Source organism: Cohnella laeviribosi DSM 21336, from assembly GCF_000378425.1.
GTDB classification, from domain to species: Bacteria; Bacillota; Bacilli; order Paenibacillales; family Paenibacillaceae; genus Cohnella; species Cohnella laeviribosi.
The window spans coordinates 1-25,064 of sequence record NZ_KB899844.1; the positions used below are offsets into that span (position 1 = coordinate 1).

14 protein-coding genes, 1 pseudogene and 1 riboswitch are annotated in these 25,064 nt (G+C 56.3%); of the genes and pseudogenes, 9 read left to right on the forward strand and 6 right to left on the reverse strand.

Annotated features, from left to right (window positions below):
* A pseudogene (locus tag F560_RS23590) lies at positions 1–387 on the forward strand (IS3 family transposase); the annotation flags it as partial.
* A 379-nt stretch (positions 388–766) separates the two neighbouring features.
* On the opposite strand, the gene F560_RS25175 reads toward F560_RS23590, so the two are convergent.
* From F560_RS25175 to F560_RS0118065, 4 genes are all read right to left on the reverse strand, one after another.
* Positions 767–1,171, reverse strand: coding sequence for a hypothetical protein (locus tag F560_RS25175; RefSeq protein WP_083932130.1), 405 nt, complete (start codon positions 1,169–1,171; stop codon positions 767–769).
* Positions 1,172–1,186: 15 nt separating this feature from the next.
* Positions 1,187–8,170, reverse strand: a complete 6,984-nt coding sequence (locus F560_RS0118055) for an RHS repeat-associated core domain-containing protein (protein WP_019007171.1) — start codon at positions 8,168–8,170, stop codon at positions 1,187–1,189.
* A gap of 22 nt (positions 8,171–8,192) precedes the next feature.
* Positions 8,193–10,193, reverse strand: a complete 2,001-nt coding sequence (locus F560_RS0118060; protein WP_019007172.1) for an S-layer homology domain-containing protein — start codon at positions 10,191–10,193, stop codon at positions 8,193–8,195.
* 53 nt (positions 10,194–10,246) lie between these two features.
* Positions 10,247–10,347: riboswitch (cyclic di-GMP riboswitch) on the reverse strand.
* Positions 10,348–10,644: 297 nt separating this feature from the next.
* Positions 10,645–11,550, reverse strand: a complete 906-nt coding sequence (locus F560_RS0118065) for a helix-turn-helix domain-containing protein (protein WP_019007173.1) — start codon at positions 11,548–11,550, stop codon at positions 10,645–10,647.
* Positions 11,551–11,684: 134 nt separating this feature from the next.
* Here F560_RS0118065 and F560_RS0118070 point away from each other — a divergent pair, with 134 nt between their 5' ends.
* From F560_RS0118070 to F560_RS0118100, 8 genes are all read left to right on the forward strand, one after another.
* Positions 11,685–13,025, forward strand: coding sequence for a glycoside hydrolase family 30 protein (locus tag F560_RS0118070; protein ID WP_019007174.1), 1,341 nt, complete (start codon positions 11,685–11,687; stop codon positions 13,023–13,025).
* Positions 13,026–13,090: 65 nt separating this feature from the next.
* The gene (locus F560_RS0118075; protein WP_019007175.1) at positions 13,091–14,878 is read left to right on the forward strand and encodes a sensor histidine kinase; all 1,788 of its coding nucleotides are present in this window, start codon (positions 13,091–13,093) and stop codon (positions 14,876–14,878) included.
* Positions 14,875–15,540 (forward strand): response regulator, encoded by a 666-nt coding sequence (locus tag F560_RS24275; protein ID WP_245554880.1) that lies wholly within the window; start codon positions 14,875–14,877, stop codon positions 15,538–15,540. Before F560_RS0118075 ends, F560_RS24275 begins: the two co-directional genes overlap by 4 nt.
* Positions 15,491–15,739 (forward strand): helix-turn-helix transcriptional regulator, encoded by a 249-nt coding sequence (locus F560_RS26290; RefSeq protein WP_245554882.1) that lies wholly within the window; start codon positions 15,491–15,493, stop codon positions 15,737–15,739. Before F560_RS24275 ends, F560_RS26290 begins: the two co-directional genes overlap by 50 nt.
* A gap of 107 nt (positions 15,740–15,846) precedes the next feature.
* Positions 15,847–17,154, forward strand: a complete 1,308-nt coding sequence (locus tag F560_RS0118085; protein WP_019007176.1) for an ABC transporter substrate-binding protein — start codon at positions 15,847–15,849, stop codon at positions 17,152–17,154.
* Between the two features lie 93 nt (positions 17,155–17,247).
* Complete coding sequence (locus tag F560_RS0118090; RefSeq protein WP_026298382.1) at positions 17,248–18,132, forward strand: carbohydrate ABC transporter permease; 885 nt, start codon at positions 17,248–17,250, stop codon at positions 18,130–18,132.
* Positions 18,129–18,956 (forward strand): carbohydrate ABC transporter permease, encoded by an 828-nt coding sequence (locus F560_RS0118095; protein ID WP_019007178.1) that lies wholly within the window; start codon positions 18,129–18,131, stop codon positions 18,954–18,956. Before F560_RS0118090 ends, F560_RS0118095 begins: the two co-directional genes overlap by 4 nt.
* Before the next feature lie 42 nt (positions 18,957–18,998).
* Positions 18,999–20,996, forward strand: a complete 1,998-nt coding sequence (locus tag F560_RS0118100) for a beta-galactosidase (protein WP_019007179.1) — start codon at positions 18,999–19,001, stop codon at positions 20,994–20,996.
* A gap of 93 nt (positions 20,997–21,089) precedes the next feature.
* On the opposite strand, the gene F560_RS0118105 is transcribed toward F560_RS0118100, so the two are convergent.
* On the reverse strand, positions 21,090–24,269 hold the full coding sequence (locus F560_RS0118105) for an MMPL family transporter (protein WP_019007180.1): 3,180 nt from the start codon (positions 24,267–24,269) through the stop codon (positions 21,090–21,092).
* A gap of 7 nt (positions 24,270–24,276) precedes the next feature.
* Positions 24,277–24,729 (reverse strand): MarR family winged helix-turn-helix transcriptional regulator, encoded by a 453-nt coding sequence (locus tag F560_RS0118110; RefSeq protein WP_019007181.1) that lies wholly within the window; start codon positions 24,727–24,729, stop codon positions 24,277–24,279.
* Positions 24,730–25,064 lie beyond the last annotated feature (335 nt).

Below are 25,064 nucleotides of genomic sequence, written 5' to 3' on the forward strand. Positions count from 1 at the left end.
CAGCAGTTCACAGCGCAAGCTCCCAACCAAGTCTGGATGGCGGACATCACGTACGTTCCGACAGACGAAGGATGGCTCTATGTCGCGAGCATCATGGACTTGTACACACGCAAAATCGTAGGCTGGCACGCTGATGAGCGGATGACCAAGGAACTGGTCTTGCAAGCTCTGGACCAGGCTTACAACCGTCAGCGGCCCAAAGGTAAGGTTCTTCATCATTCCGATCGGGGCAGCCAATACGCTTCCCATGAGTACCAACAACGGCTGCTAAAATACGGGATGAAGGGCAGCATGAGCCGCAAGGGCAACTGCTACGACAACGCCTGCATCGAATCGTTCCACAGCGTACTCAAAAAGGAACTCGTTTATCCGGAAAAGTTCAAGTCCATTCGGCGATCGAGTATCTCACACCCATTCAATGCGAACAAATGTACGATTTTGTTGCGTAATTTTCTCGATTCCATGTGTCCAATCTATTGACAGAGGTCCACTCTCGTGCTTTCTGGCAGTATCCCCTCACTTCCTCTACGATTACCTCGTACTCTGCTTGTGCCTGAGCAATTAGACCTGCCTTTTCCTGTACCTGCTTTGCCATTTTCCTTTTCCTCCTTTGATTTTGGGCATGCAAAAAAGGCTCATTCCTCCTTATCAGTCAAGTTGGAATAAGCCTTTGAAAGTTGGTCTAAGCGTGTTGGTCAAGTTTTTTAGTGTTTGGTTTGTTGGTTGTATTGTACGATCCTGCTGTTATGATGTAAAGCCAGTCTATCTAAATAATTGTTATTTTGGGTTCGTATGCAGCGATAACATCTACAATTGAGTCGCCTGCCAAAATGGAGAAGTGTATAAGTGATTCTGATTCTGCAATTCCATATGATTGTTCTGATAACCATTGAATATATTCAGAATTAGTAACCTTAAAAAAGGTCCATTCTGCGTAAAACTCTGTTCCGTATCGCTCATCAATTTTATTTATTACACTTTGTCTAAAACTTTCATCTGTACTCCTATATGCATGTACGGAATCTTCAAATATCACTTCAACTTTCTTATTTTCGTCATAAGCGTCAGACAATAAAATTCTAAAGCCCTCAATACTATCTGACAATGACTCTACATAGTATTTTGATGACAAACCAAATACCGGTTCCCAGCGCTCCCAGTTTTCTTGCACTATTCCACACCTACCTTAGTAACGAATTTTAATTGATTTTTTACCGTCATAAATTTCTAATGTCGGCCTACCGTCAGAGCTTTTGTTTCTTACATTCACAGTTCGTCCATCTGGTAATTTCCCTACCTTACCACCCGGTATATCTTTTACATCGGTCACTCCCATACTGTTAAAATCGTCAAGAGCCTGATCGAAACCACCCGTCTTTTCATACTGAGTAGCTTTACCTTTAGTAGCCCTGCCAGGATTAGCTCCTTCCAAAATTTCATCCACAGACTTTATCGAAGCTTTTCCCGTCCCCTTATTACTTCCCTTCGTTCCCCCTACTCCACTATTTACACTTTCCCGCGTCCCTTTACTATTCCCCTTCATCCTCCCTACCGATACGTTTGGTTGTAACGGATTAACTGGGGTTAAAGCCATTAAATCAGGATCAGATAAAGGAGCGTATAGTTGGTATTGTCTATAATCATTTTCGGACATGAAATCCCAAAACGTTTGTTTAGTAACTTCAGATCTACTGTACCGTATCAATAATCCATTTTCATAATGTCCTATCATTTTACCATTTACGATATAAGGCATCATTTCTAGTAAAACATCGGACATATAATTTTTTTCATTGCTAGAACTGCTACATTTACCCGCATGTGCCCATTTTCCGTCCGCCGATACGCAGTAATGACCGGTCGGATCAACATAAATCAATGGATTATTCTGCACATACGTATAAAGGTTCAAACTCAGCGGATTTGTAATCTCACCCTCATACGTATCCTCACTGATAAACCGGCCCTTCGTCGGGTCGAAATACCGGGCGTTCGCAAACGACAAGCCGCTGTAATAGTCGTATCCCAGCCCCGTATAGCCGAACAGGTTGTCCGGTCCCGGCCAGTTCGGGTCGAACTTCTCCGGATTCTCCGCTACGCCGAATTCGTCGTATTGGTAGCGGACCGAGATGCTGCCGTCCGCAGCTTCCAGTCCAAGCACGCTGCCCAGCGCATCGCTCAGGTAGTAGAGCGTCTTCGGCGTCGTGTTCGGTGCCGCTCCGCTTGCCCCCGGCTGCGGTTCCCAGCCGTTATTCGCGTCCGCGCTCGGCAGATAGCTCATGCTGATCCGCTCGCCGCCCGCTCCGTAAACGTAGTTCTGCTTCCAGCCCGTTCCGGTCGCATCCGTTGCGGTCAGCGGTGCAGGAATGTCCAGCGTGATGTCATTGACAAAGTAAATGTCCATCTGCCGCTTCTTGTATTGCGGCTCCCAGCCGTCCCGGTTGCCCGCGGGGTTGGAGGGCAAGTAGCCGTCTTGGACCGATCCGTCTTCGATCGCGATGCCCATGAAGATACGCTGGCCGTCTCCGTTATACCGGTAGGAGACCGTATTTCCTGACGCGTCGGTATACCCGACCAGACGATCCGCCGCATTCCACTGGTAGCTGCCAAACGCAAGCGAATCCAGTTGGGCATCGAGGGCGTCGAGCAACAGCAAATCGTCTTCTTCCTCGGTGACGTACGTAACGCCGGCTACCGAAACGCCTTCGCCCGTGACAAACGAACTTTCCATACCTGCAGCCGTTTCGTCCAGCACGCCCTCATTCGCATCGGAGCCGGCATCCGGGGGCGCATCCGCGTCCGGAGTCAAGCCCGCGTCGACATCCGTTTCCATGCCGGGCAAGCCGTACGTGACATCGCCGACCGAAGGATCTTTCTCCAGCGGCTTCGCCAGCTTCTCCTGCAACGCGCGAAGCGCAGCGGCGCTGTCCGTGCCGGTCACCTTGATCAGGTTGCCGCGCAGGTCGTACTCGTAGTCTTTCGAGTCGACCCCGTTTTCCCAGTGCAGCAGCTTGTTCGCCGCATCGTAGACATACTGCTCCGCCGTCGTGATGCCTCCATCCGTTACGGTTTTGCTCAGGCGGTTGCCGACGGCGTCGTACGTATACTCCGTCCGCTTGCCGTTCAGCCGTTGTACCGCCGTGAGCTGGTTAAGCGCGTCGTACACGTAATCGGCGGCATCGATTTTCGGCGCGCCTGCGGGATTGCTTTCGTCGCTTCCGCTCATCGTCCGTTCGCCGTGGATCTGGTTGCCGACCGGGTCGTACGCATACTTCAGCTGCTCCAGCAGTTCTCCTCCCGGACCGGCATGGCGAATTTCCGTCACTTGTCCCAACGCGTCGTAGCTGTACGTGCTTACGCCGCCGTTCGGCAACGTGCGCGTGGCGATCCGACCGTTTTCATCGTACGTATAGCTGGTCGTGCCGCTTGCGTCGGTAACCTTGATCAGTTGCCCGGCAGCGTCGTATTCATAGGAAACCGAGCTGTTGTCGGGATAAATAACCCGGCTGCGCTTCCCCGTGGGCGTCCACTCGTAGCGCGTATTTTGCGTGCGGGCATCGATCACTTCGGTCAGCCGGTTCAAGGCGTCGTAGGTGTAGCGGGTTAAGCCGCTGCCATCCAGCATTTCGATGCGCCGGCCCGCAAGGTCGTAGGTGAACGACACCCGCTGGCCGTCTCCGTACACAATCTGCTCGAGGCGGTGAACGGCATCGTAGCTGTACGTCGTCGTCGTGTTATCCGGCGCCGTCACCGCGGAGACGTTGCCCACCGCGTCATAAGCCGTCACCGTCGCCTCTCCAAGCGGATTGACGGATTCGACCGCCAGATTCCGCTTGTTGTAGCGATACGTGGTGACGTTCCCGAGCGCGTCGGTTTTCGTAAGCAGGTTGCCTTCGGCATCATAGCTGTACGAAGTCGTATGGCCGAGCGCGTCGGTCACGCCGGTCAAGCGGCCAAGCGGGTCGTAATGGAAACTCGTTTCGCCGTGATTGGCGTCGACGATTTTCCGCACGTTGCCGAGCGCGTCGTATTCATAGGACGTTTCGTACCCGAGCGCATTGATGATTTTGGTGTTTCGGTCGAGCAAATCGTATTCGTAACGGGTCACGGCTCCGGAAGCGTCCTTTATGGCCGTGACCCGCCCCCGGTCGTCGCGCGTCACGAACGTTTCCCGGCCCAGCGGGTCTATGGCGCCCGCTTCAAGCCCGCGGCTGTCGTACTTCGTCTTCCACACCGAACCGTCCGGAAGCGTCTGTTCGGTCATTTGCCCGTTCGCGTCGTACGTATACGTCGTTTTGCCCCCAAGCGCATTCGTGACGACGGAGAGACGTCCCGCTGCGTCGTATTCGTACCAGGTGCTGTTGCCGAGCGGATTCGTTTCCTTGATCTTCTGTCCGCTCGCGTCATAGCTGTATTGCGTGACCGCGCCCAATGCGTTCGTGACGGTGAGCAATTGATTGCGTTTGTTATAGGTATACTTGGTGACGGACCCGCTCGCATCGGCAAACGTCAGCACATTGCCCGCAGCGTCGTACGTATAGACGGACGCATGCCCTTCGGGGTCGACGATTTTGACGATGCGTCCCATGCTGTCGTATTCGTATTCCGTCACGCCGCCATTCGCGTCGATCTCCCGCTTCACGTTGCCGACCGCGTCGTATTCCGTGCGGCTGGCATGATGAAGCGCATCCTCCGTACCCGTCCGGCGATAGACGTCGTACGTATAGACGGTTTTGCCGCCCGCTTCGTCGGTCGTTTCTACGAGGTTGCCGTTGGCGTCGTAGACGGAAGAGGTCTTCTGTCCAAGCGCGTTCTCCCGCTCCACAACCCGGTCCTTGGCATCGTAGACGATCCGTTCCAGCGTTCCCCGCCCGTCCTTCACATGGGTAACCCGGTGAAGCGCATCCCGTTCGATCTCGGTCTTGTAGCCGGCAGGGTCCTCGATTGTCTTAACAAAACCGTATGCATCGTTGGCAAAACGGGTCGTCTCCCCGTTCGCATCGGTACGGCTCGTCAGCACCCCGCGGTCGTCCCGCTCCAGCACGATGGTGTTGCCAAGCGCATCCGTCGTTTGCTTCAGATTGCCGGCGGCGTCATATTCGTACGACGTCGAACGGCCCAGCGCATCGACCATCTCGACCGGGCGGTTCGACGCATTGTAGCGAATGACCGTCGATTCTCCGTTTCCGTCGATCGTCTGCGTCATATTGCCGCGCTCGTCGTAAATCGCCCGGTTCACGTTGCCGTTGCCGTCCTTGACCGATACCAGGCGAGAAGCGTCGTCGTAGCCGTATTGGACGGAAGAGCCGTCGGCCTCCCGGCGCTCCAGCAGGAGGAAGCGGTCGCTCCACACGTACGTCGTCGCATGGTTCAGCGCGTCCGTAAGCGTCGTCTCGGCAGCCGTTGCCAGCGTGGACGAAACGGTATAGCCTTCTCCTGCCGCGGACGAAGACAGCGCCATGCTGCGAACTTCCGACGAACTCGGGTAGTACAGAATCGATTTCCCCGCGCCGACGCCCGAGCGTACCGTCGGCGTCCGGTTCGGCGTCATGTCGCCGCCGATCGCCCACACGCCTCCCGTCGTCACATTCAGGTTATTGTTAACGCTCACGTTATCGCGAACGAACAGGTCCCCGCCCGTTACGGTAAGATTGCCTACCTGATTGTTGGAGACGATGCCGCCAACGACCATTTCGCCGGCGATATTCATTTCCACCTTGGTGTTGATGTGCATTTCGCCTTTAACGATCACGCGCCGCGCATCCACTTGCAGCGTTCCGTTGTTGTACGTCAAGTTGCCCGCATACAGCGTGTCGGAGACCGTTACGGAGGAGTCGTTGTTCAAATGAACGGGTCCGCCTGCCCAGACGCTGCCGTAAGCGCCGCCTACCGACACGGCCGTAAGCTTCAGTCCCTGATTGGCATTCAGTGCTTGATCCACAATGAGCGTGCCGTAGATCGTCACCGAAATGTCTTTATTGGTGTTCATGCCTTGAACCATCAAGACAACGGGATGCGTCGGACTGCCAAACGTTGCGTCGCTATCCAGGTTCAGATGCCCCGTCTGAATGACGGTCGGTTTGGCTTGGCTTCCCGCGATTTTCTGCTGAATTTCGGCCATATCGCAAGACTTGCACGAAATCGCGGATTCGGCATAGCCGTCGGTTTCGCTTTCGATACCGGCGATCAGCTTATTCAGGTAATTGCCGATGACCGGCTGCATGCCTTCGACCTTCTGGTAAGCCGGGGCATGGGTTAGATTATGCATCGTCCCGGACAGCAGCACCTTGTCCGACTCCGCAATGTCGCGTCCGTGCTCCGGATCGATGCGCACCGGACCGTCCGTTCCCGGATCTTCTTCTCCCTCTTCTCCGCGGACGACCGGCGCGACTTTGCCCGAATAGCCGATCTGCGAACCGTTACCGTAGAAATCCGTCCATTCGGTCACCCGGCCATACTTGTCGTAAGACACGCTCATAACGGCGGACTGCATCGGATCCGTCACGCTCGTCACGCGATGCTCCCCGTCATAGGTCAGCTTCGTCGTCGAGCCGTCCGTGTCGGTAATGGCGACGAGATCGCCGGCCGCGTCGTAGGCGTACCCGACGGTTCGGCCGGTGTGATCCTTGACGGAAGTCAGCCTGCCCCCCGCTCCGTATTCAAAAGACAGGGAAGCGCCGCTTGTCGTGACGGACTTAAGCTGCTCTCCGTTATACTCAAGCTGAATCGCATTGCCGTTCGGATCGGTAATCGACTTCAGCAACCCTTGGTCGTCAAACCGATATTCCATCCCCTGCGGCGTGGACAGCAAGTAGCCGCCGGCAGCCTTCGTCAATATCCAGTCGGTGCCCCGGGGCGTCAAATAGCGGCCGCCCGACAGCGGGACAAACTCAAAGCGGGCTCCGGTCGGCTCGATCAGCTCCAGCTTGCCGCCGCCGTCTTCCACCGGCGCAAGCCGCCACTCGTAGCTGTGGCGCCAGCCGAGACCGGCCGCCCCCTCCAGCGGTTCGCGGCTCATATACGTCAAGCCGAAAGAGATCGGCATGAGCGCCTGCAGCTCCAGCGTATCGGTGCTGAACGTAAAGTCGCCCCGCGCCGGATCGACCGGTCCCTGACCGGTCGGATTCACAATGCGCAGACGCTTGGACACGGCTTCGCGTGTGAATTGGGCCAGATCGGCCTGCGCCAGCGCGCCGGACGTTTGCGGATTCGGCAGCAGCACGGACGTCAGGCCGCTTACCGCCTTGGAGCAATCTCCTTCGGGCGTGCAAACATCGCCGGAAACGCCGTTGATCCGGGCGAGCTCCTGCGCTTTGGACGCCATGGCGGCGACGGAATCCGTCTTGTAATAATAAGCGGCGAGCGCTCCCCAGCTAACGGTAAAGGAAGGCACGGCCACCCGCATGACCCGAAGCTGTTCGGAATAACTGGACACCCGGTCGTCCTTGACCGCCTTGGCGGCAATTTGCGCGATTTGCCCCGCCGTTACGTCAACCGTCTTGGACCATACACCCTTGCTGCTCACCGGAATGTCCGGATAGGTCTTCGGAGTGCCTGCTACACCCTCTCGCACTTCCAGCAACACTTTCGTATTCGGCTCGGCCTGCCCGGACACCACCACGGTGCCGGAGGAACCCGGTTCGACCGTCAATGCGCTTGGCGCCTTGGGCTGTTTCGAATTGATAATTTCAAAGCTGGCCATTTGGCCGTAATAGACGCCCGTGCCCGTATATTCCGCCGGTGTCACGCAGATGTTGTAGCGTCCCTCCGGCAGCGGCACGCCGCCTATTTTGCCGTCCCATTTCTCCGTATGTTCGATATAAACGCCGTTTTCCGTCGCCTTGTACACGCCGGTCTTGATCGTTTCGCCGAGCTGCGGAGTGCTTCCGCCGGGCTTCACCGTACAAAGGCTGATCTTGATCTCGCGTTCGTTCTGGCCGAATTCGGAGGCGTTGAAGCTGAAAATAATGTCGGCCGTCTCCCCGTTGTCCGTGCTGATCTCGCTGGGCACGATCCGCATATTCATGGAGGCGTGCGCCTTGCCGGCGAGGAAATCCGCTCCCGGAACAAACGGAACGCTTGTCACGAATACGATCAATGCGATGAATGTCGATAAAACGGCTTTTGCCCGGATGCCGCCGGACCTGCGCCTGAATCGCGGAAAAAACATGCTTTTCTCTCTCCCCCGATGCTTATAATTGATGAAGCCGGCCCAGCAACCGGTATATAACTACCGCCGCCTGAGCCCGGGTTGTCGTCCCTTGCGGGCTTAACGAATCTCCGTCTCCTTCGATCAGCTTCATGCCGACCGCTTTGGACATGGCCGCATGGGCCCAACCGCTAATGGCTGCTGCGTCCTTGAACCCGGACAGATCGGCCGCTTCCGCCGAAGCGCCGGACTGCCGCTCGAATGCCCGGACAAGCATGACCGTCATTTGTTCTCGGGTCAAAGACCCGTTCGGATAAAAGCTCCCTCTGTCGCCCTCGACGAGACCGGCGGCGGCGGCCGCTTTCACCGCCTCGGAGTACCACGCTCCGGAAGGCACATCGGCGAACGGCGCCTGGCCGGATGGCCCCGCTTCCAGCCTGAGCGCCGCAGCGAGCAGCTTCGCGAATTGCGCCCGGGTCAACGTCCCGGCCGGGTCGAACGTTCCCTTGTCCGTGCCGTCGACAATGCCTCTTGACGCAAGCACTTCGATGGCGTGCTGCGCCCAATGCCCCTGCGCATCCGGGAACGAGACGTCCCGCAGCATGACCGCATACACGCCCGGACGGCCGATCTCCGCGCGAACGTAACCCTCCGCTTCGCCGGTCACGCCGCCGACATATGTCCAATAGCCCTTTTCATCGTCGTAGGCGTAGATCCCCAGCTTCTCGCGCACATCGCCCCAGCCTGCGTCTTGGCTATAGCCGAGCGTCAATTCCGCGTTCCGGCCGAACGGAGCGGCCGCGCTAACCCGCCAAGCCTCGTAGGCTTGCAGCTTCCGGCCTTTTTCATCCGCCAGCGCAAACGGCTCCAGCTCTACCTTGTCGAGCCTCACTTCGGTATCCGCAGCGAACGTGCCCGCGGCAAAACACAGCCGGGCTTGTCCGTCCCCGTACGTCAGCTCGCCGCCCGCCGGGCCGATCAGCGCCTTGGCCCCGGCCGCTTCGCCGCCGGCCGATCCTGGTGAGGTGCCGCCAGGTACGCCCCCGCCGCCCTGCTTTCCGGATAGATCGATGAAGGAGACGGAACCGTCGGCCGCGCCAAGCACCAGCTTATCTCCGCTGAAACCGGCGATGCTGCCTGCGCCGACCGCCGCTTCCACCGCATAAACGCGGCCCGTCGCCAAGTCAATGCCCTTCAGCACGGCAGCCCCGCCTTCGTTCACGATGAAGGCGGCCTGCGAATCGCCCAGCGCCATAAAGGCGTATTCCGCCGTTTTCGCGCTCATCGGCGTCAGTTCCACCGGCTGCGCGGAAGGCTGGTCGACGGACATCAGCGCATACTGGCTTTCCCCCGCAAAGTTCTTTTGCTTCCACAGCACATAGCTCCCGTTAAACACGAACCAGTCCACGTAGTTGGAGCCGCCCAGCCGAACGAGCGGCCACCGGTTGCCGCTCCGCAGGTCCAACATGCTGATTCCGCCGTCGCGCGCGTTTTTGTATACCACTCTGCCGTCCGCGAGCACGGGGAACAAGCCTTCCCCGAGGTTGTACTCTTCTCCCGTCGCCAGATGCAGGTAGTACATGTCGCCATACGGCTTCCGGTCGAACCAGACGACGCCGACGCCGTCCGTGACCGGATTGGACATTTCCCCGTCCCGCTTGTTCAGCTTCTCCGTCTTGCCGGTATCCAGATTGTAGCTGTAAATGTCCCAGTAGACCGACTCCGGCGCTTGAAGCGCTTTGTCCGCCCAGACCACCGTGTTCCCGCTTATAAACGGCGCATCCTTGGCCGAAGGGGAGTCCGTCAGCGTGCGCTCTTCCCCTGTCGTCAGATGGCGGTAATGAATTTGCTTGACTCCGTTTCCGTCGGCCTGAAACCAAATCAGATGATCGCCGGAAACGCTGTAATCCGTCTTCAGTCCTTCCGGCGCCGCGCCTTCCGCCATGGCGGAATAAGGCGGCACCATCGCTGCGGCCAGCAGCGCAAGCGCGGCGGCCAGCAGCCACGCCCTGCCGAAGCCGCGCAGGTTTGGAACCCGTTTCATTCCTGTCTCTCCTCTCGATATGCAAAACCGCGCAAAACAAAAAAACCTTGCGGTAGAGCGGCCCGGCTATCATGGCGGGTTCCGGACAGAATCCGGCGCCGTAGACCCGTGGCTTTGCGTCCCCGACTTTCGTACGGGTTTGCCTTTGTTCTTGCTCGGTTTTTCCGGTTAGGGTCCCGCCAGGGACCTATAGATCCAACGATCCTTTCCTTGATTTTATCGACAATATATTCCATTAGATGTAGATAAAACGCCATAATCAGCCATAAATTAATCCCAATTACCTGTTAATGAAGAAATAAATAATTCTTCATAACCATGACTTATTACCCATCATCATCCCTCCCGGTCCGTTCCGCGGCCTCGGCCTCCCGCCGCTCCGGCAATCGCGGCCCGTCCGGGCATAAAAATAGCCTGTTGAGGCTTTTCAACAGGCTGGCTTCGATCGTTTTTATCTTTTTCCGGCTTGATGACGGTACTGCAACGGACTCATGCCGGTCCAACGCTTGAACTGTCTGCTGAAATGGGACACATGCGAGTAACCTAACCGGGAAGCAATTTCTTCCAAAGATAGGTCCGGTTGTTGGATCAACAACCGGGCTTCGTGCAGTTTCAGTTCCGATAAATACCGCCGCGGCGAAATGCCGTAAACTTTGCGGAAGACTTGCAAGCCATAACCGGGACTGATCCCCAGCGATGACGCAATGTCCTCGATCCGCATCGCTTTCCGCGGAACGCCTTCCCGATTCGGTCTGTGCGGATCGAAATTCGCTTTGATGGCTTCCGCCATCGCTTTGGCGTAATGAAGCGCAGTTGGCGTTAACGCTTCTTGCTCCTCCTGTTGCGTACCGGCCAACTGGGCCAAAATCCCGAACAACTCGAACAATTGGGCTTGAATGCGAAAACGGTCCGCCGGCGTATAGGGACCATGCCGCCGGGTCAAGGCGATCCAGTTATCCAATACGTTCCGCAGCTTGGCGTTCTCATCGGTTCCGGACGGAAACAGAATCCGGTTGTTGCGAATCATCTCTTGACGGAATCCGGCGTCATCCACGTTGAAATGAGCGCAAAAATAAGCCATTCCTTCATCCGAAACGCAGCGGTTGACATGTTTGAATCCCGGCGGAATGAGGATGATGTCTCCTGCTTTAAGCACATACCGGTTTTTGCCCATCATCGTTTCTTGGCGACCATCCAGGACAAGATTGATTTCAAATCCGACATGGGATTCTTCGGGCATGCTCCAATTCTTGCTCACCCGTTGCTGGTGGGCGCCGAAAAATTTCACATTCCAGTCCATAACCGGAAGCCACCGGACATCGGGGTGCGAGTCGGAGTAAGGGATTGGTTTGCTCATGCCATGCCGCCACCTTCGATTTGGGTAAATTTAAAGCGGGTCGGACAAGCTGATCTTCATCGAATCTTTATTATAATAGAGAAGCGACGGAGAAAAAACGAGAAAACGCTTTACCCAACCGGAGGATTATCAGCATGAACAAGCCTGCCGTTCGATGGTTTTCAAGCACCAAAACGTCCTGTTGGACGGAAAAACAAGCCGCCGGATCGGGTACCGGCGTTGCGAATCTTGCCCTTACACCCGAAAAATTCCAAACCGTGGAGGGCTTCGGCGGTTGTTTCAACGAATTGGGATACGCCGCCTTACGCCATTTGCCGGAAGAGGACATGCGGAAGGTGTTCTACTCCCTTTTCCATCCCGACGGGGAGTTAAAATTCAGCATCTGCCGTCTTCCGATCGGCGCCAGCGATTACGCGCTCGAGTGGTACAGCCACAATGAGACGGACGGCGATTTGAACATGGAGCATTTCTCCATCGACCGGGACCGCCGCTATTTGATCCCTTATATCAAAGAAGCGTTGAAGTACAATCCGAAGCTGCAGTTTTTCGCGTCCCCTTGGAGCCCTCCCACCTGGATGAAGTACCCGAAAGCCTATAACTATGGCACGCTGCGCTGGGAGAAAGAGATTCTGGAGGCTTATGCGCTTTATTTCGTCAAGTTTGTGCAAGCTTACCGCGAGGAAGGCATCACGATTCATCAAATCCATGTCCAAAACGAAGTGGTCGCGGATCAGAAGTTTCCCTCCTGCGTGTGGACGGGCGAGCAGCTTCGGGAATTTATCCGCGATTACCTGGGACCGGCCTTCGAAAAGCATGGGCTGGATACGGAAATCTGGCTCGGCACCATCAACGGCCCCGAACCGTGGCAAGAGATGATCAAAAAAACGACGTCGGATTACGATGCGTACGCGAATACGGTGCTTAGCGACCCCGAAGCTTACAAATACATCAAAGGCGTCGGCTACCAGTGGGCAGGGAAGTACGCGATCCAACGGACAGTCCAAAGCTATCCGGAACTCCGTTACATGCAAACGGAAAACGAATGCGGCGACGGCAACAACACCTGGGATTACGCGAAATATGTGTTTAACTTGTTCCGGCACTATTTTGTCAATGGCGTCAACAGCTATATCTATTGGAACATGGTGCTGGAACCGAAGGGCCGCAGCACGTGGGGATGGGAGCAAAACTCCATGATCACGGTCGATCCCATGGCCAAGAAGGCGATCCTCAATCCGGAATTTTACGTGATGAAGCATTTTTCGCATTTTGTTTCCCTCGGCTCCAGACGGATCGGATTAATGGGGCCGTGGACCGGCAATGCGGTTGCCTTCGAAAAACCGGACGGAACCAAGGTCGTGGTCATCGCCAATCCGTTCTCCGACGCGCGAACGCTCCGTTTGTCGGACGGAACCGTCACACATTCATTTGAACTTGAACCGGAATCGTTCAATACGATTGTTTTGGAACGTTAACGCCTTCGCTCCTGCGGGGCGTTTCTTTGATATCGGCGAACGAATCCTTTTCTTGGAGGCATGCCATGAGGGGACTGATGAAGATATACAACTTTTTGACGAACCCGTTCCGCCGCAGCATCCGCAACAAACTGATTTTGACGATGATTGTGCTTTCGGTGGCGCCCATCATCGCCGTAACCGGTTTGGCGGCGGAGAACAGCAGAAAATCGTTGGAGACCGAGGTGATCCAGACCAACTTGTCCAACATGAAATGGACGGGGATTTATCTCGGCGAGCAATTGACCCAGTTGAACAATCTCATCTACACGATTCTGATCAGCCCCCAATTGAACGATTACTTGTTCAAGTTCGAAGGAACCGATCTTTCCAGTCAATTTGCCGCCCAGAAAAACATCGTCGACACGCTGACATCCGTTTTCTACTCGGGAAACCACCACGTCGTCGGCGTGGAGTTGTTCGTGAAGGAACGAAACAAGCTGTTCGCGGTCAACGGAATGCAAATCGGCATCGCTTCGCCGGAACGCACGCCTCCTCCCTATGAAGAACTGTTCAAAGAGAAGAAGGACTTTCTGATTCGGACCACCCCCGGCGATCCAAGCAAATTTCAATTGATCCGCAGCATTAACCGCTTTGAAGACCGGGAAAAACTTGGCGGCGTTTCCCTGGAAGTCCGTTGGGCGTTGTTGGATCAGACGCTGACGTTGCTGAGGCCTTCCGAGGAGCATGCGGTGCTGATCGCAGGTCCGGACGGCCGCATTTTGTATCCGATCGGCACCTGGGTTCCGTCTCGCGAGGCGATGGAGAAAATCAACCAATTGGCAAGCGGAACGGGCTATCTGCGGACGAAAGACGACTACCTGTTTTACAACATCATCGATCCTTGGGGATTGAAGCTGATCAAGATCATTCCAAAGAGCTTCATCAATCAAAGCGCGAAGAAAACGATGCAAGACGGCTTTATCGTGGGATCGGTGTCCGTTCTGATCTCGATTTTGATCGCGGTATTCCTCGCTTGGCGGACGGCGAACCCGATCGTAAGGCTGGCCCGGTCCATGCAAGGGCTCAGTCTGATCAAGGAAACGGAAGTGCCGCTCAGCAACCGGGTCGACGAGATCGGCCTGCTCGAGACCAAACTGCACCACATGTCGCACCGGATTCGGGAACATATCAAAACGGAATACAGCATGAATCTGGAAAAAAGGACGGCGGAGCTCAAAGCCCTCCAAGCGCAGATCAACCCGCATTTTTTGCAAAATACGCTCCAATTGATTGGAAGCATGCTGTTCTCGACAAATCCCAGGGACAGTTACGAGATTATCAAGGCGCTAAGCGATATGTTCCGGTATGTGATTCGCGAACCGGGTGAACTGGCGTCGATCCGCTCGGAGATCGAGCATTTGCACAATTACATGCGCATTCAAAAGCGCCGGTTTGCGTCCAGATTGAGATTTGCGATCGAGGTCGATCCGGACGCTGCAAGCGGCCTGATCCCCAAGCTGACGCTGCAACCGATCGTCGAAAACGCTTTTATTCACGGATTGGACCGAAAGACAGGTGACTGGGAGCTCAACGTGTCGGTATCCCTGCAACGCCCGGACGTTCTCATCAAGGTCCAGGACAACGGCGTCGGAATCGGCGCCGACCGCATGGCGGAACTTCGCAAACAACTCGAAAATCTGGCGGGTCAAGTCTGGACCGACGGTGAACGGATCGGACTCAAGAACGTCGCTTCCCGCATCGTCATGCACTTTGGACCCGCGTACGGCGTTATGCTCGAAAGCGTCCCGAACAAGGGAACATCGGTTATGATCCGCATTCCTTTCGTCCCAAAGGAGGATTCGTCGAAATGATTAAAGTCGTGATTGTCGATGACGAAGACTGGAACCGGGAAATTGTGAAAACTTTCGGCGAGTGGGAGCGGCTCGGCATGGAAATCGTCGGGGAAGCAAACGACGGTTCGGAAGCCGTGCGGATTATCGAGCGGCTGTCCCCGCAAATCGTGGTTACGGACATGCGCATGCCTGGCGCCGACGGCGTCGAACTGCTGGGCATTTTGAACGAACGATTCCCCGAAATCAAGGCGATCGTGGTCAGCGGGTATGACGACTTCGTGTATACGAAACACGCGATCCGCTACAAGGCTGCCGAATACTTGCTGAAGCCCGTTGATCCGAACGAATTGAACGAGGCCTTGCAGAAGTGCAAAACCGAATGGGAAACGGCCGCGCGGGAGCGCCATCCATGGCCGCTGGATATCGGAGCTGCGTTCGCTTTGACGCCTCATAAGCAATTGCTGCGCTGGCGTTTCAATGAATTGAACGCCGATGGCGTCCGCGCAGCGTTCCGGCAACTGGGCGAAGAATGGAAGCGCAATCAACTGGACAAGCCTCCGGCGCTCGAATTTGGAAGAAGTCAGGCATTATATCGAGCGGCATTTCGCGGAACCGATTTCGTTGGAGCAAGTGGCGAAGGCGTTTTTCGTCAGCAAGGAGTATTTAAGCAAAGTCTTTAAACAGGAGTACGGCTGCACCGTAACGGACCATATCCTGCATTTGCGGATGGAAAAAGCCCGGAAATGGTTGTCGGACGAGAGCATTCCGATCAAAGCGGTGGCGGAAATGGCGGGATACGAGGATGTCACGTATTTTTATCGGGTGTTCAAAAAGCATTTCGGCATCTCCCCCGGCGAAATGAGAAAAAAGCAGGTTTAAAAAGATCCAATCCAAGACTTTAATTCTGTCCAATTAAACGCTTTCATTGTCGGACTATAATGAAAGCGTTACACCAACGACAAACGATAAGGGAGGTCGCCATCCAGATGAAGAAATCGTGGAAAAGTGTACTGGCAACCGTATTGGCCGCCGCTTTGCTTGCGGGATGCGGAGCAAACGGCGGAAACTCCGGAGGAGCCGATTCGGAAGCAGCCGCAAGCGGCAGCGGAGGAAGCGGCGAAGCGAAAAACGTCACGTTGAAAGTGTTTATTGGGGCGCCGCGCTTCAAAGAGCACTTTGACAAATTCATTGCCGATTTCGCGGCGAAGGAAAAAGCCGAAAAAAATATCAACGTGTCGGTTCAACTCGAAATGCCCAATCCCGACAACGCCTCGCAAATATTGAAAACGCGGCTGGCGTCCAACGATGCGCCCGATATTTTCGCGCTGCACGCGGTCAATGAAATCCCCTCGTTCTACAAAGCGGGGTATTTGGAAGACTTGTCCGACCAGCCGTTTGTCGGCAAACTGCTGGACAGCGTGAAGCCATCCGTGACGATTGACGGCAAAGTCGTTGCCGTGCCTTTGGAAACGCTGTCTTGGGGCTATCTGTACAACAAAAAAATATTCGCCGACCTCGTACTGACTCCGCCGCAAACGTTGACGGAAATGAAGGCGGTCGTGGAAAAGCTGAAAGCGAATAATATTACGCCGTTCCTGCTTTCCTATAAGGAGGCATGGATTCCGCAACTGTTCCTGCCGCTGGCGGTCGGCGCGATCGTCAATACGGAAAACCCCGATTTCATCGAACGGATGAACAAGAACGAAGGTTCCTTCAGCGAAATGAAAGCGATGTTCGACATTATCGATCTGGTGAACGCCAACGGCACGGACAAGGCGCTCGAAGTCGGCGGCGATGACGGCGCGGCAGCATTCGCGAACGGCAAAGCGGCGATGTGGGTGCAGGGGCCCTGGTATGCCGAGACGATTCTGAGCGCCAATCCCGACTTTGAATTCGGCGTCGCCCCGCTGCCGATCAACGACAACCCGGACGCGACCATGATCAACCTCAGCACCTCGACATCCCTGGCGGTATCGCCGGCCAGCAAGAACAAGGAAGTGGCGCTCGATTTCATCAACTATGTGCTGGACGACAAGGCGTCGAATGCGTTCTACCAGGCGTTGAAATTCAATCCGGTCGCAAAGGTGCATACATTTGAAACCTATCCGTGGGTGAATGATGCGATGGCGTACGTGAAAGAAGGCAAAGCCTACCAGGATCCTTCCATGCCCCAATCCGTCAAGGACGAAGTCGGCAAAGGGCTGCAAGCGTATTTTGCCGGCCAGATTGGCCAAGATGACGTGCTGAGCGCGCTGGACAAAGCGTGGAAAGCGTTCAACAAGGTGAACAAGTAAGGCAACAGCAACGGGATGGAGGAAAGAGGGCGCCGCTTTCTTTCCTCCATCCTCCTTTATTCATCCGCAGATTTTCGGAGAGGGGAGATCGGCGTGCCGCTCAAACGTTACAAAAAATACGTTTCTCTGTTGATGTTCACTGCCCCGGCGTTTCTATTGTATGCCGTCTTTCTGCTGATCCCGACGCTGGGAGGCATGTTTTACAGCTTCACCGACTGGAACGGCCTGAACAAGAGCTACCATTTTGTCGGGTTCGCCAATTTTGCCGAAGCGCTCGGCGAAGATTCCGATTTCGTGCATTCCCTGTGGTTCACCCTCAAATATGTGGTGTTCATGGTCGTTCTGCAGAATGCGATCGCCCTGCTGCTGGCCGTTCTGATCGAAACCAGGACCCGAAGCAAAGGGTTTTTCCGCACGGTGTTTTTTATGCCCAACATGATCAGCATCATCATTAGCTCCTTCATGTGGACGTTCGTCTTCACCCAGGTGCTGCCGCAAATCGCCGAAAAAACGGCGCTGGCGTTTCTGGACCAATCGTGGATCGGCAATCCGTCCGTTTCCTTCTACTCCATCCTCATCGTATCGCTCTGGAACGGAGTCGGCTATATGCTGATCATCTATTTGGCGGCGCTGCAAGGCGTGCCTCAGCATCTGAAGGAGGCGGCCGTCATTGACGGGGCCAGCCCGTTCCAACGATTTCTGCATGTGACCGTCCCGATGATCACGCACGCCATCACGATCTGTTTCTTCCTTACGCTGAACGGCGCGTTCAAAGTGTTCGAAGTCGTGTACGGTTTGACGGGAGGCGGACCGGGACGAAGCACCCAGGTCATTACGCTGAACATTTACGAAGAAGCGTTCTCCAACAACTTCCGTTACGGCTATGCCAGCGCCAAATCCGTCATCTTGTTCGTGATGATCCTGATCATTACGTTTATTCAGATCAGCGTCATGAAAAAGAGGGAGGTGGAAGCATGACCATAAGAAAAACAACCTCGTTCTTCGTTTTGCTTTTTTTGCTCGCCGCTGCGATCATCGCCGTTTTTCCGATCTACATGGCGGTCCTGAACTCATTCAAAACGCAGGAGGAAATGTTCCGCTCCGTGCTCGCGCTGCCATCCCGCCTTCATTGGGAGAACTACAGCCAAGCGTTTCATAAAATCCACATGCTGAACAGCACGGTCAATACGGTAACGATCTCGGCGATCGGCATTGGCGGCATTTTATTCACCGCCTCTCTGGCCGGTTATAAACTGTCCCGGACGGGCGGAAAATTGAGCAACGCGATCTTCTTCCTGTTCGTCGCTTCCATGCTGGTGCCCTTTCATTCCATCATGATCCCGTTGTCCCGAATGGCCAAAAATTTGTCGGTTCAAGGCAGCACATACGGGCTTGCCCTCATCTATATCGGACTTGGCGTCAACATGGCCATCTTCCTGTATCACGGTTTCGTGAAATCAATTCCGCGGGAGCTGGAGGAATCGGCGCAAATTGACGGCTGCAACGAATTTCAAAGCTTTTTCCGCATTATTTTTCCGTTGCTTCTGCCGATTACCGTTACGATTGCGATTCTCGATTTCCTTTGGATCTGGAACGACTTTTTGCTGCCGCTTCTGATGCTCACGGATGTGGACCGGTACACCCTGATTCTGTCCACGAACATGCTCTTTGGCGAATACAACAAAGAGTGGTCGCTGATTCTTGCCGCGCTTGTGCTCACAGCGATCCCGGTTGTCGTCATCTACGCGTTTTTCCAAAAGTTCATCATGGAAGGCATCACCGAGGGAGCGGTAAAAGGCTGAAAGCGCGCGGGGAGACAGCCGGCCAAAAGAGGAGTGACCGAAGTGAAGAAACTGTTGTACGGTGTCGCCTATTACGACGAATATATGCCCTGCGACAGGCTGGAACAAGATATACGGATGATGAAAGAAGCCGGCATCAATGTGGTCCGGATCGCCGAGTCGACTTGGAGCACCCATGAGCCGCAGAACGGCGTGTTCGATTTCACTTCCGTCGACCGGGTGCTGGACGCCATGCACCGAGCGGGGATCCGCGTCATTGTCGGCACGCCGACATATGCTGTTCCCGCGTGGATGGTGAAGGAGCATCCCCACGTTCTCGCGGTTACGCCCCGCGGGCCCGGACAGTATGGACCTCGCCAGATCATGGATATCACCAATCCGGCCTACCTGTTTTACGCCGAGCGGATCATCCGCAAGCTGATCGCGCATGTGCGGGACCACCCGGCCGTCATCGGTTATCAAACGGACAACGAGACGAAGCATTACGACACGGCGGGGCCCAACGTGCAGCATTTGTTCGTGAAATATATGCGGGAAACATACGGGACGCTGGACAACATCAATCGGTTGTTCGGGCTCGATTACTGGAGCAACCGAATCGACAGCTGGGAAGATTTCCCCTCCGTCGTCGGCACGATCAACGGCAGCCTGGGCGCGGAATTCGCCAAGTTCCAGCGGAAGCTCGTGGCCGATTTTCTGGCCTGGCAAGTCGCGATCGTCAACGAATACAAGCGTCCGGAGCAGTTCGTCACGCAAAACTTCGATTTTGAATGGCGCGGTCATTCGTACGGCGTTCAGCCCGCGGTGGATCATTTTGCCGCATCGGAGCCGTTTGACATTGTGGGCGTGGATATCTACCATCCGTCCCAGGACGAACTGACAGGCATCGAAATCTCGTTCTGCGGCGACATGGCCCGCTCTTTGAAGGGCAAAAACTATTTCGTCATCGAGACGCAAGCGCAGGGGTTTCCAAAGTGGGTGCCGTATCCGGGGCAACTGCGCCTTCAGGCGTTCAGCCATCTCGCGTCGGGAGCCAATATGGTCGCCTACTGGCATTGGCATTCCATTCACAATTCGTTCGAAACGTATTGGAAAGGCCTGCTCAGCCACGATTTCGAGCCGAATCCCGTATACGAGGAAGCCAAGACGATCGGCAAGGATTTCGATCGGCTGAGCCCTCACCTCATCGATTTGCGCAAGCAAAACCGGGTTGCCGTCATGGTCAGCAACGAAGCGTTGACGGCCATGGAATGGTTCAAACTGCCGGACGGCCAAACCTACAACGATGTCGTCAGGTGGATGTACGACGAGCTTTACAAGCTGAACGTGGAATGCGATTTTATCCAGCCGTCTTGTGAACGGCTGAATGCGTACCGGCTGATTGTCGTTCCGGCGTTGTACGCCGTATCCGACGAAGCTTTGGAACGCTTGAACCGCTTCGTGAAGGACGGCGGCCATGTCGTCTTCTCCTTCAAAAGCGGCTTCGCAAACGAGATCGTGAAGGTGCGCGCGGCCCGTCAGCCCGGCATCATCCATGAAGCATGCGGCATTTCCTACAACCTGTTCGTCGAGCCGAAAAACGTCCGGCTGAAAGACGATCCTTTCGGGGTCGGGAAGGAACACAATACGGTCCGAGCCTTCATGGAGCTCATCACGCCGACCACGGCGGAAGTGCTGGCCTGGTACGACCATCCCCATTGGGGCAAGTACGCGGCGATTACGCGCAACCGTTACGGGGAAGGCTGCGCCACCTATGTCGGATGCATGACAAGCGCCGCCGTCATCAACCGAGTATTAAAGAACGCCGTGCAGGAAGCCGGCTTATGGGGTGTCGACCAGGAGCTGTCGTTCCCGGTCGTCGTCAAATCGGGGGTCAACGCCGCCGGCCGGGCGATCCGCTATTATTTCAATTACTCCGACGGACCCGTGTCTTTCCCTTATCCGCATACTTCCGGCCGGGAATTGCTGTCGGACCGGCCGGTCGCAAAAGGAGAGCGCCTCGAAATCGAGCCTTGGGGCGTCAGGATTATCATGGTCTAAGCGAAAAAAGCATGCCGAAACGGCCTAAACCGTTAGGGCATGCTTTTCGTATTTATTGGACTCCGGGCTCCCGGCCCGCTTCGGCAGCTGGCCTCAAGCCTCCCAGGACGAGGCGGCTCCGACGGACGCTCTTTTATCCGTCTTCTCCCGGCCGCCCATAAACGGCCACCAGTTCGCTTCGCCGAACATGCGGATCATGACCGGAATGAACAGCGGAAGCATGACCAAAGCGTAAAGGAACAGCCCGCTCAGCACGATGGTGGCGATTTGCAGCAGGGACAGCACGCCCGAAGGCAGCATGGCCGCGAACGTGCCGCCGAGAATCACCGCGGCGGACATGATGACCGTGCCCATGCTTTTCATCGCGCTGAGGATGGCCTCCTGCGGTCCCATATGCCGGTTCTCCTTGAAGCGGTCCATCAGGAAAATGCTGTAGTCCACGCCGAGCGCCATCAGCATGACGAAGCCGAAGAACGGCACGACCCAGCTTGTTCCCGAATAGCCGAGCAGACGCACGAAGATCAGTTCGTTCACCGCCATCGACGTGTAATACGTCGCAAGCAGCGACAGAATCAGATAAATCGGAATGACAAGCGAGCGGAACATGACAACCAGAATGACCGCAATCCCGGCCAGCATCAGGACAACCGTGCGCGTATAGTCTGCCGACGAAATGTTGCGCAGGTCGTTATTGATGCTGGATACGCCGCCGACCGCGTACGACGCGTTCGCGTAATCGGTCCCTTTAAGCGCCCGGGCCACCGCGGCCTGCACGTCGTCCGTTTTCTCGAGCGTCTCGATTTCGTATGGGTTGCCGTCGAAGACGACGTCGAACCGCGCCGTCAGCCGGTCGTCGGACAAGTACGTGTCGAGAGCCTCACGGAAATCCTCGTTGTCCAGCGCTTCTTCCGGGGCGAACCAGCCGGTCAGCTCCTTGTCGGAGGAAGACGACAGCTCGCCCAGATAGCCGCGGGCGGATTTCAGGCCGTCCTCGATTTGCTCGAGCCCGTCGACGCTGTCGTTCAGCCCGTCGGTCAGTTCTCCCAGTTGGCCGGTCAGCTGCGAGAAGCCTTCGGCCAGCTTCTCCTGGCCTGCAGCCAGTTCGTCCGCGCCGGCTGTCATCTCCGGCAGCTTGGCGATGATTTGCCCCTGGCCGGACGCCGCCTGCTCGAGGCCCTTCTGCAGGCTGACGATGCCTGCGGCCAGCGAACGGAGTCCCTCGGTCAGCCGCGCCTGCCCGGCCGAAGCCTGCGCAAGGCCGGCATTGGCCCGGCCGAGCCCTTGGGCGATGCCCGCAAGCTGCGCGTTCATCTGCCGATATTGAGCGCCAAGCTGCTCGGCGCTTGTCTGAAGCTCGGCGACCGCCCCTTGCGCTTTGAGGAAATCGGCATCCTGCTTCAGCTCCGGATACTTGTCGGCAAGGCCTCCGAGGCCCTGGCCCAAATCCGACAGCCCCGCCGCCAGCGCCTGCTGCGCCGCCGCGGCCTGATTGTAGCCTTGCGTAAGCTGCTCCAGTCCCGTTTCAAGCTGCCGATAGCTGCCCGACAGCCGTGCGCTGGCGGACGCGAGCTGCTCGGCGCTCGCCTGCGCCTCTTTCAGTCCCGCGCTCAGTTCCCCGGCGCCGATCGATCCGTCCTTCAGCCCTTGCTCGATCCGCTTCAGCCCGTCGCCAAGCTGCACGATTCCGTTTTTCAGCGATTTCGTTCCGTCGGCCAGCTTCTCGGCGCCCTCAGCCGCGCTTTGCAGCTCCGGCGCTTTCCCGCTCAGGCTGTCCCCCGCGCTCTTCAGCCCGGAAGCGACCTGTCCGAGACCTTCCGCGCCTTCCTCAAGCCCGCTGTCCAGCGTGCTCGCCTGGCTGGCGACCTGAAAATCCTTCAGCGCCTCGCCGGTCGGGCGGGTTGCGCTGCGAACCGCCTTCACGCCGTCGACTTCGGCGATCTCCCGCGTCACCCGCTCGATCATCGCGAGCCCGTCCGTATCGTCCAGCGGCTTGCCGGCCTTCAGGACCACGGTCGCCGGCAGCGAATCGCCCGGCCCGAAGCTGTCCGAGATGATATTGAACGCTTTGACCGAATCGTACCGGTCCCCGATCTCATCCAGCGAGTTGTACGAGACATCCCCTTTGTAAGAGACGAGGAACGGGACCACAATAACGGCCAAAATCGCGAGCGACCCGATCGGGCGCCGCAGCGAGAAACGGCCGACCGCTCCCCATATCCGGCTCGGCTTGTGCTCGAGCGCGCCGCGCGACGGCCAGAAAATCGCCTGCCCGAGCACGGCCATAAAGAACGGCACCAGCGTCGTCAGCGCGATGAGCAGAACCGCCACGCCGACCGCCACCGCCACCGCGGAGCGGTACAGCCCGAACGTCGAAAAGCCGATGGCGGAGAAGCCGACCAGCACCGCAAGTCCCGAAACGAGCACCGTCCTGCCGGACGTCCGGTACGTCGTCGCGATCGCCTCCAGCCGGTCCGCCCCGCGGGCGAGCTCCTCCTTGAACCGGCTGATCAGCAAAATGCAATAATCCGTCCCGATGCCGAACATGACGGCCACCAGGAAGATCTGCGTAAAGTTCGAGAGCGGAAAATCCGCGTATTTCACCAGAAAAGCCACGATCGACTGCGAAGCCGCGTAGCTGATCCCGATCGTCAGCAGCGGAATGAGCGGCGCGATCAGCGACCGAAAGACGATCAGCAGAATCGCCAGAATGAAGACGACCGTAATCCATTCCGTCCTCTTCAGTCCTTCCTCCGAGCTCTGAATGACGTCCTCCTGGATGATCCAGTTCCCGGTCAAATAGTGCTCTACAGACACATCCGCCAATGCGTCGTACAACGCCTCGGAGGCTTCCGCGCTTGTGCGCCCGTTCATCGTTACGTTTGCCAGCGCAAGCACCGTCGTCTTGTCTTCGGACACCGTCTGCGTTTTTAGCTCCGGCGTATCGAAGGAATTGACGAGCGAGACGATGCCGAGCTCCTCCCGCTTGCTCTTTAGCGCCTCGATTCCGTTGCGCACGGCCTCCATATCGGCTTCGGTCAGCCCTTTTTCGTTGTGGAACACGATCACGGTCGATTGCCCGCTTTCGCCGGAACCCTCGCCTTCCATTGCGCTTAGCATGGCGGCGGCGTTGGTGGACGAATAGCCGTCCGGCACCTTGATCTGCCCCTTCTCCCGAACAAGCTCCTGCATATTGGGGGCCGACAGCACAAGCGCCGCAACCCCCAATACCCAAAGCGCCAGCACCAGCCATCTGAGCTTGACGATCGTCTTCATGCGTCTGTTAACCCCTCTCCTGCGGTTGAACGATAACTTGCGCCAGTTTCTCGAAGGTGGCCAAAAAGCGCTCCGTCTCCTCTTCGCCGAACAGGTTCATATATCCAGACAACATTTCCTCGACTTTCGCTCCCAATTCGTTGGCCAGCTTCTCCCCCTCCTCCGTCAGCAGCAGCGTAATGACGCGGCGGTCCTTCTCGTCCGGCACCCGCAGCACAAGCTGCTTGTCGAACAGGCGGGTCATAATCGCCGTAATCGAGCTTTTGCCGACGCAGAACACCTCCGCGAGCTCCGACGAAGTGCATTTGCCGTGCGACCGGATGTAATCGATGACGTAATATTGGTCGACCGTCAAATCCGCGGGCATCAGCTCCCGGATAAGCGCATTGACCCTTCGCTGAACGGTGAACATCGCCTTCTTGTACCGTTCGATAGCCTGCTTGCATAACCGATTGTCCACAATAGTTTCATCCTCGAATAGTTCTATATTCGAATAATTCAACGATAAAACCATATCAAATTCCCATTTCCCTGTCAAACGCCCGCGCCCGGCGCCTTACAGCACCTCTTTTGCGGAGACACCCGTACGCCGGAGGCCGCCATTGAAGCGAAGGAGAGAATGCCGGTCAATCGGATCCCGATTCGATTGGAAAGGGAGGAAGTAAATGAGCAGGCGAGCAAATAGCCGAGCGAATTGAGGGAGAGCAGCAGACCGAGCTGCGCCTCGTTTGCATGGCGGGAATGGCCGGACCTTTAATGTTTTCGGAAAACCCGAAAATCAAAAGGCCTCCGAAC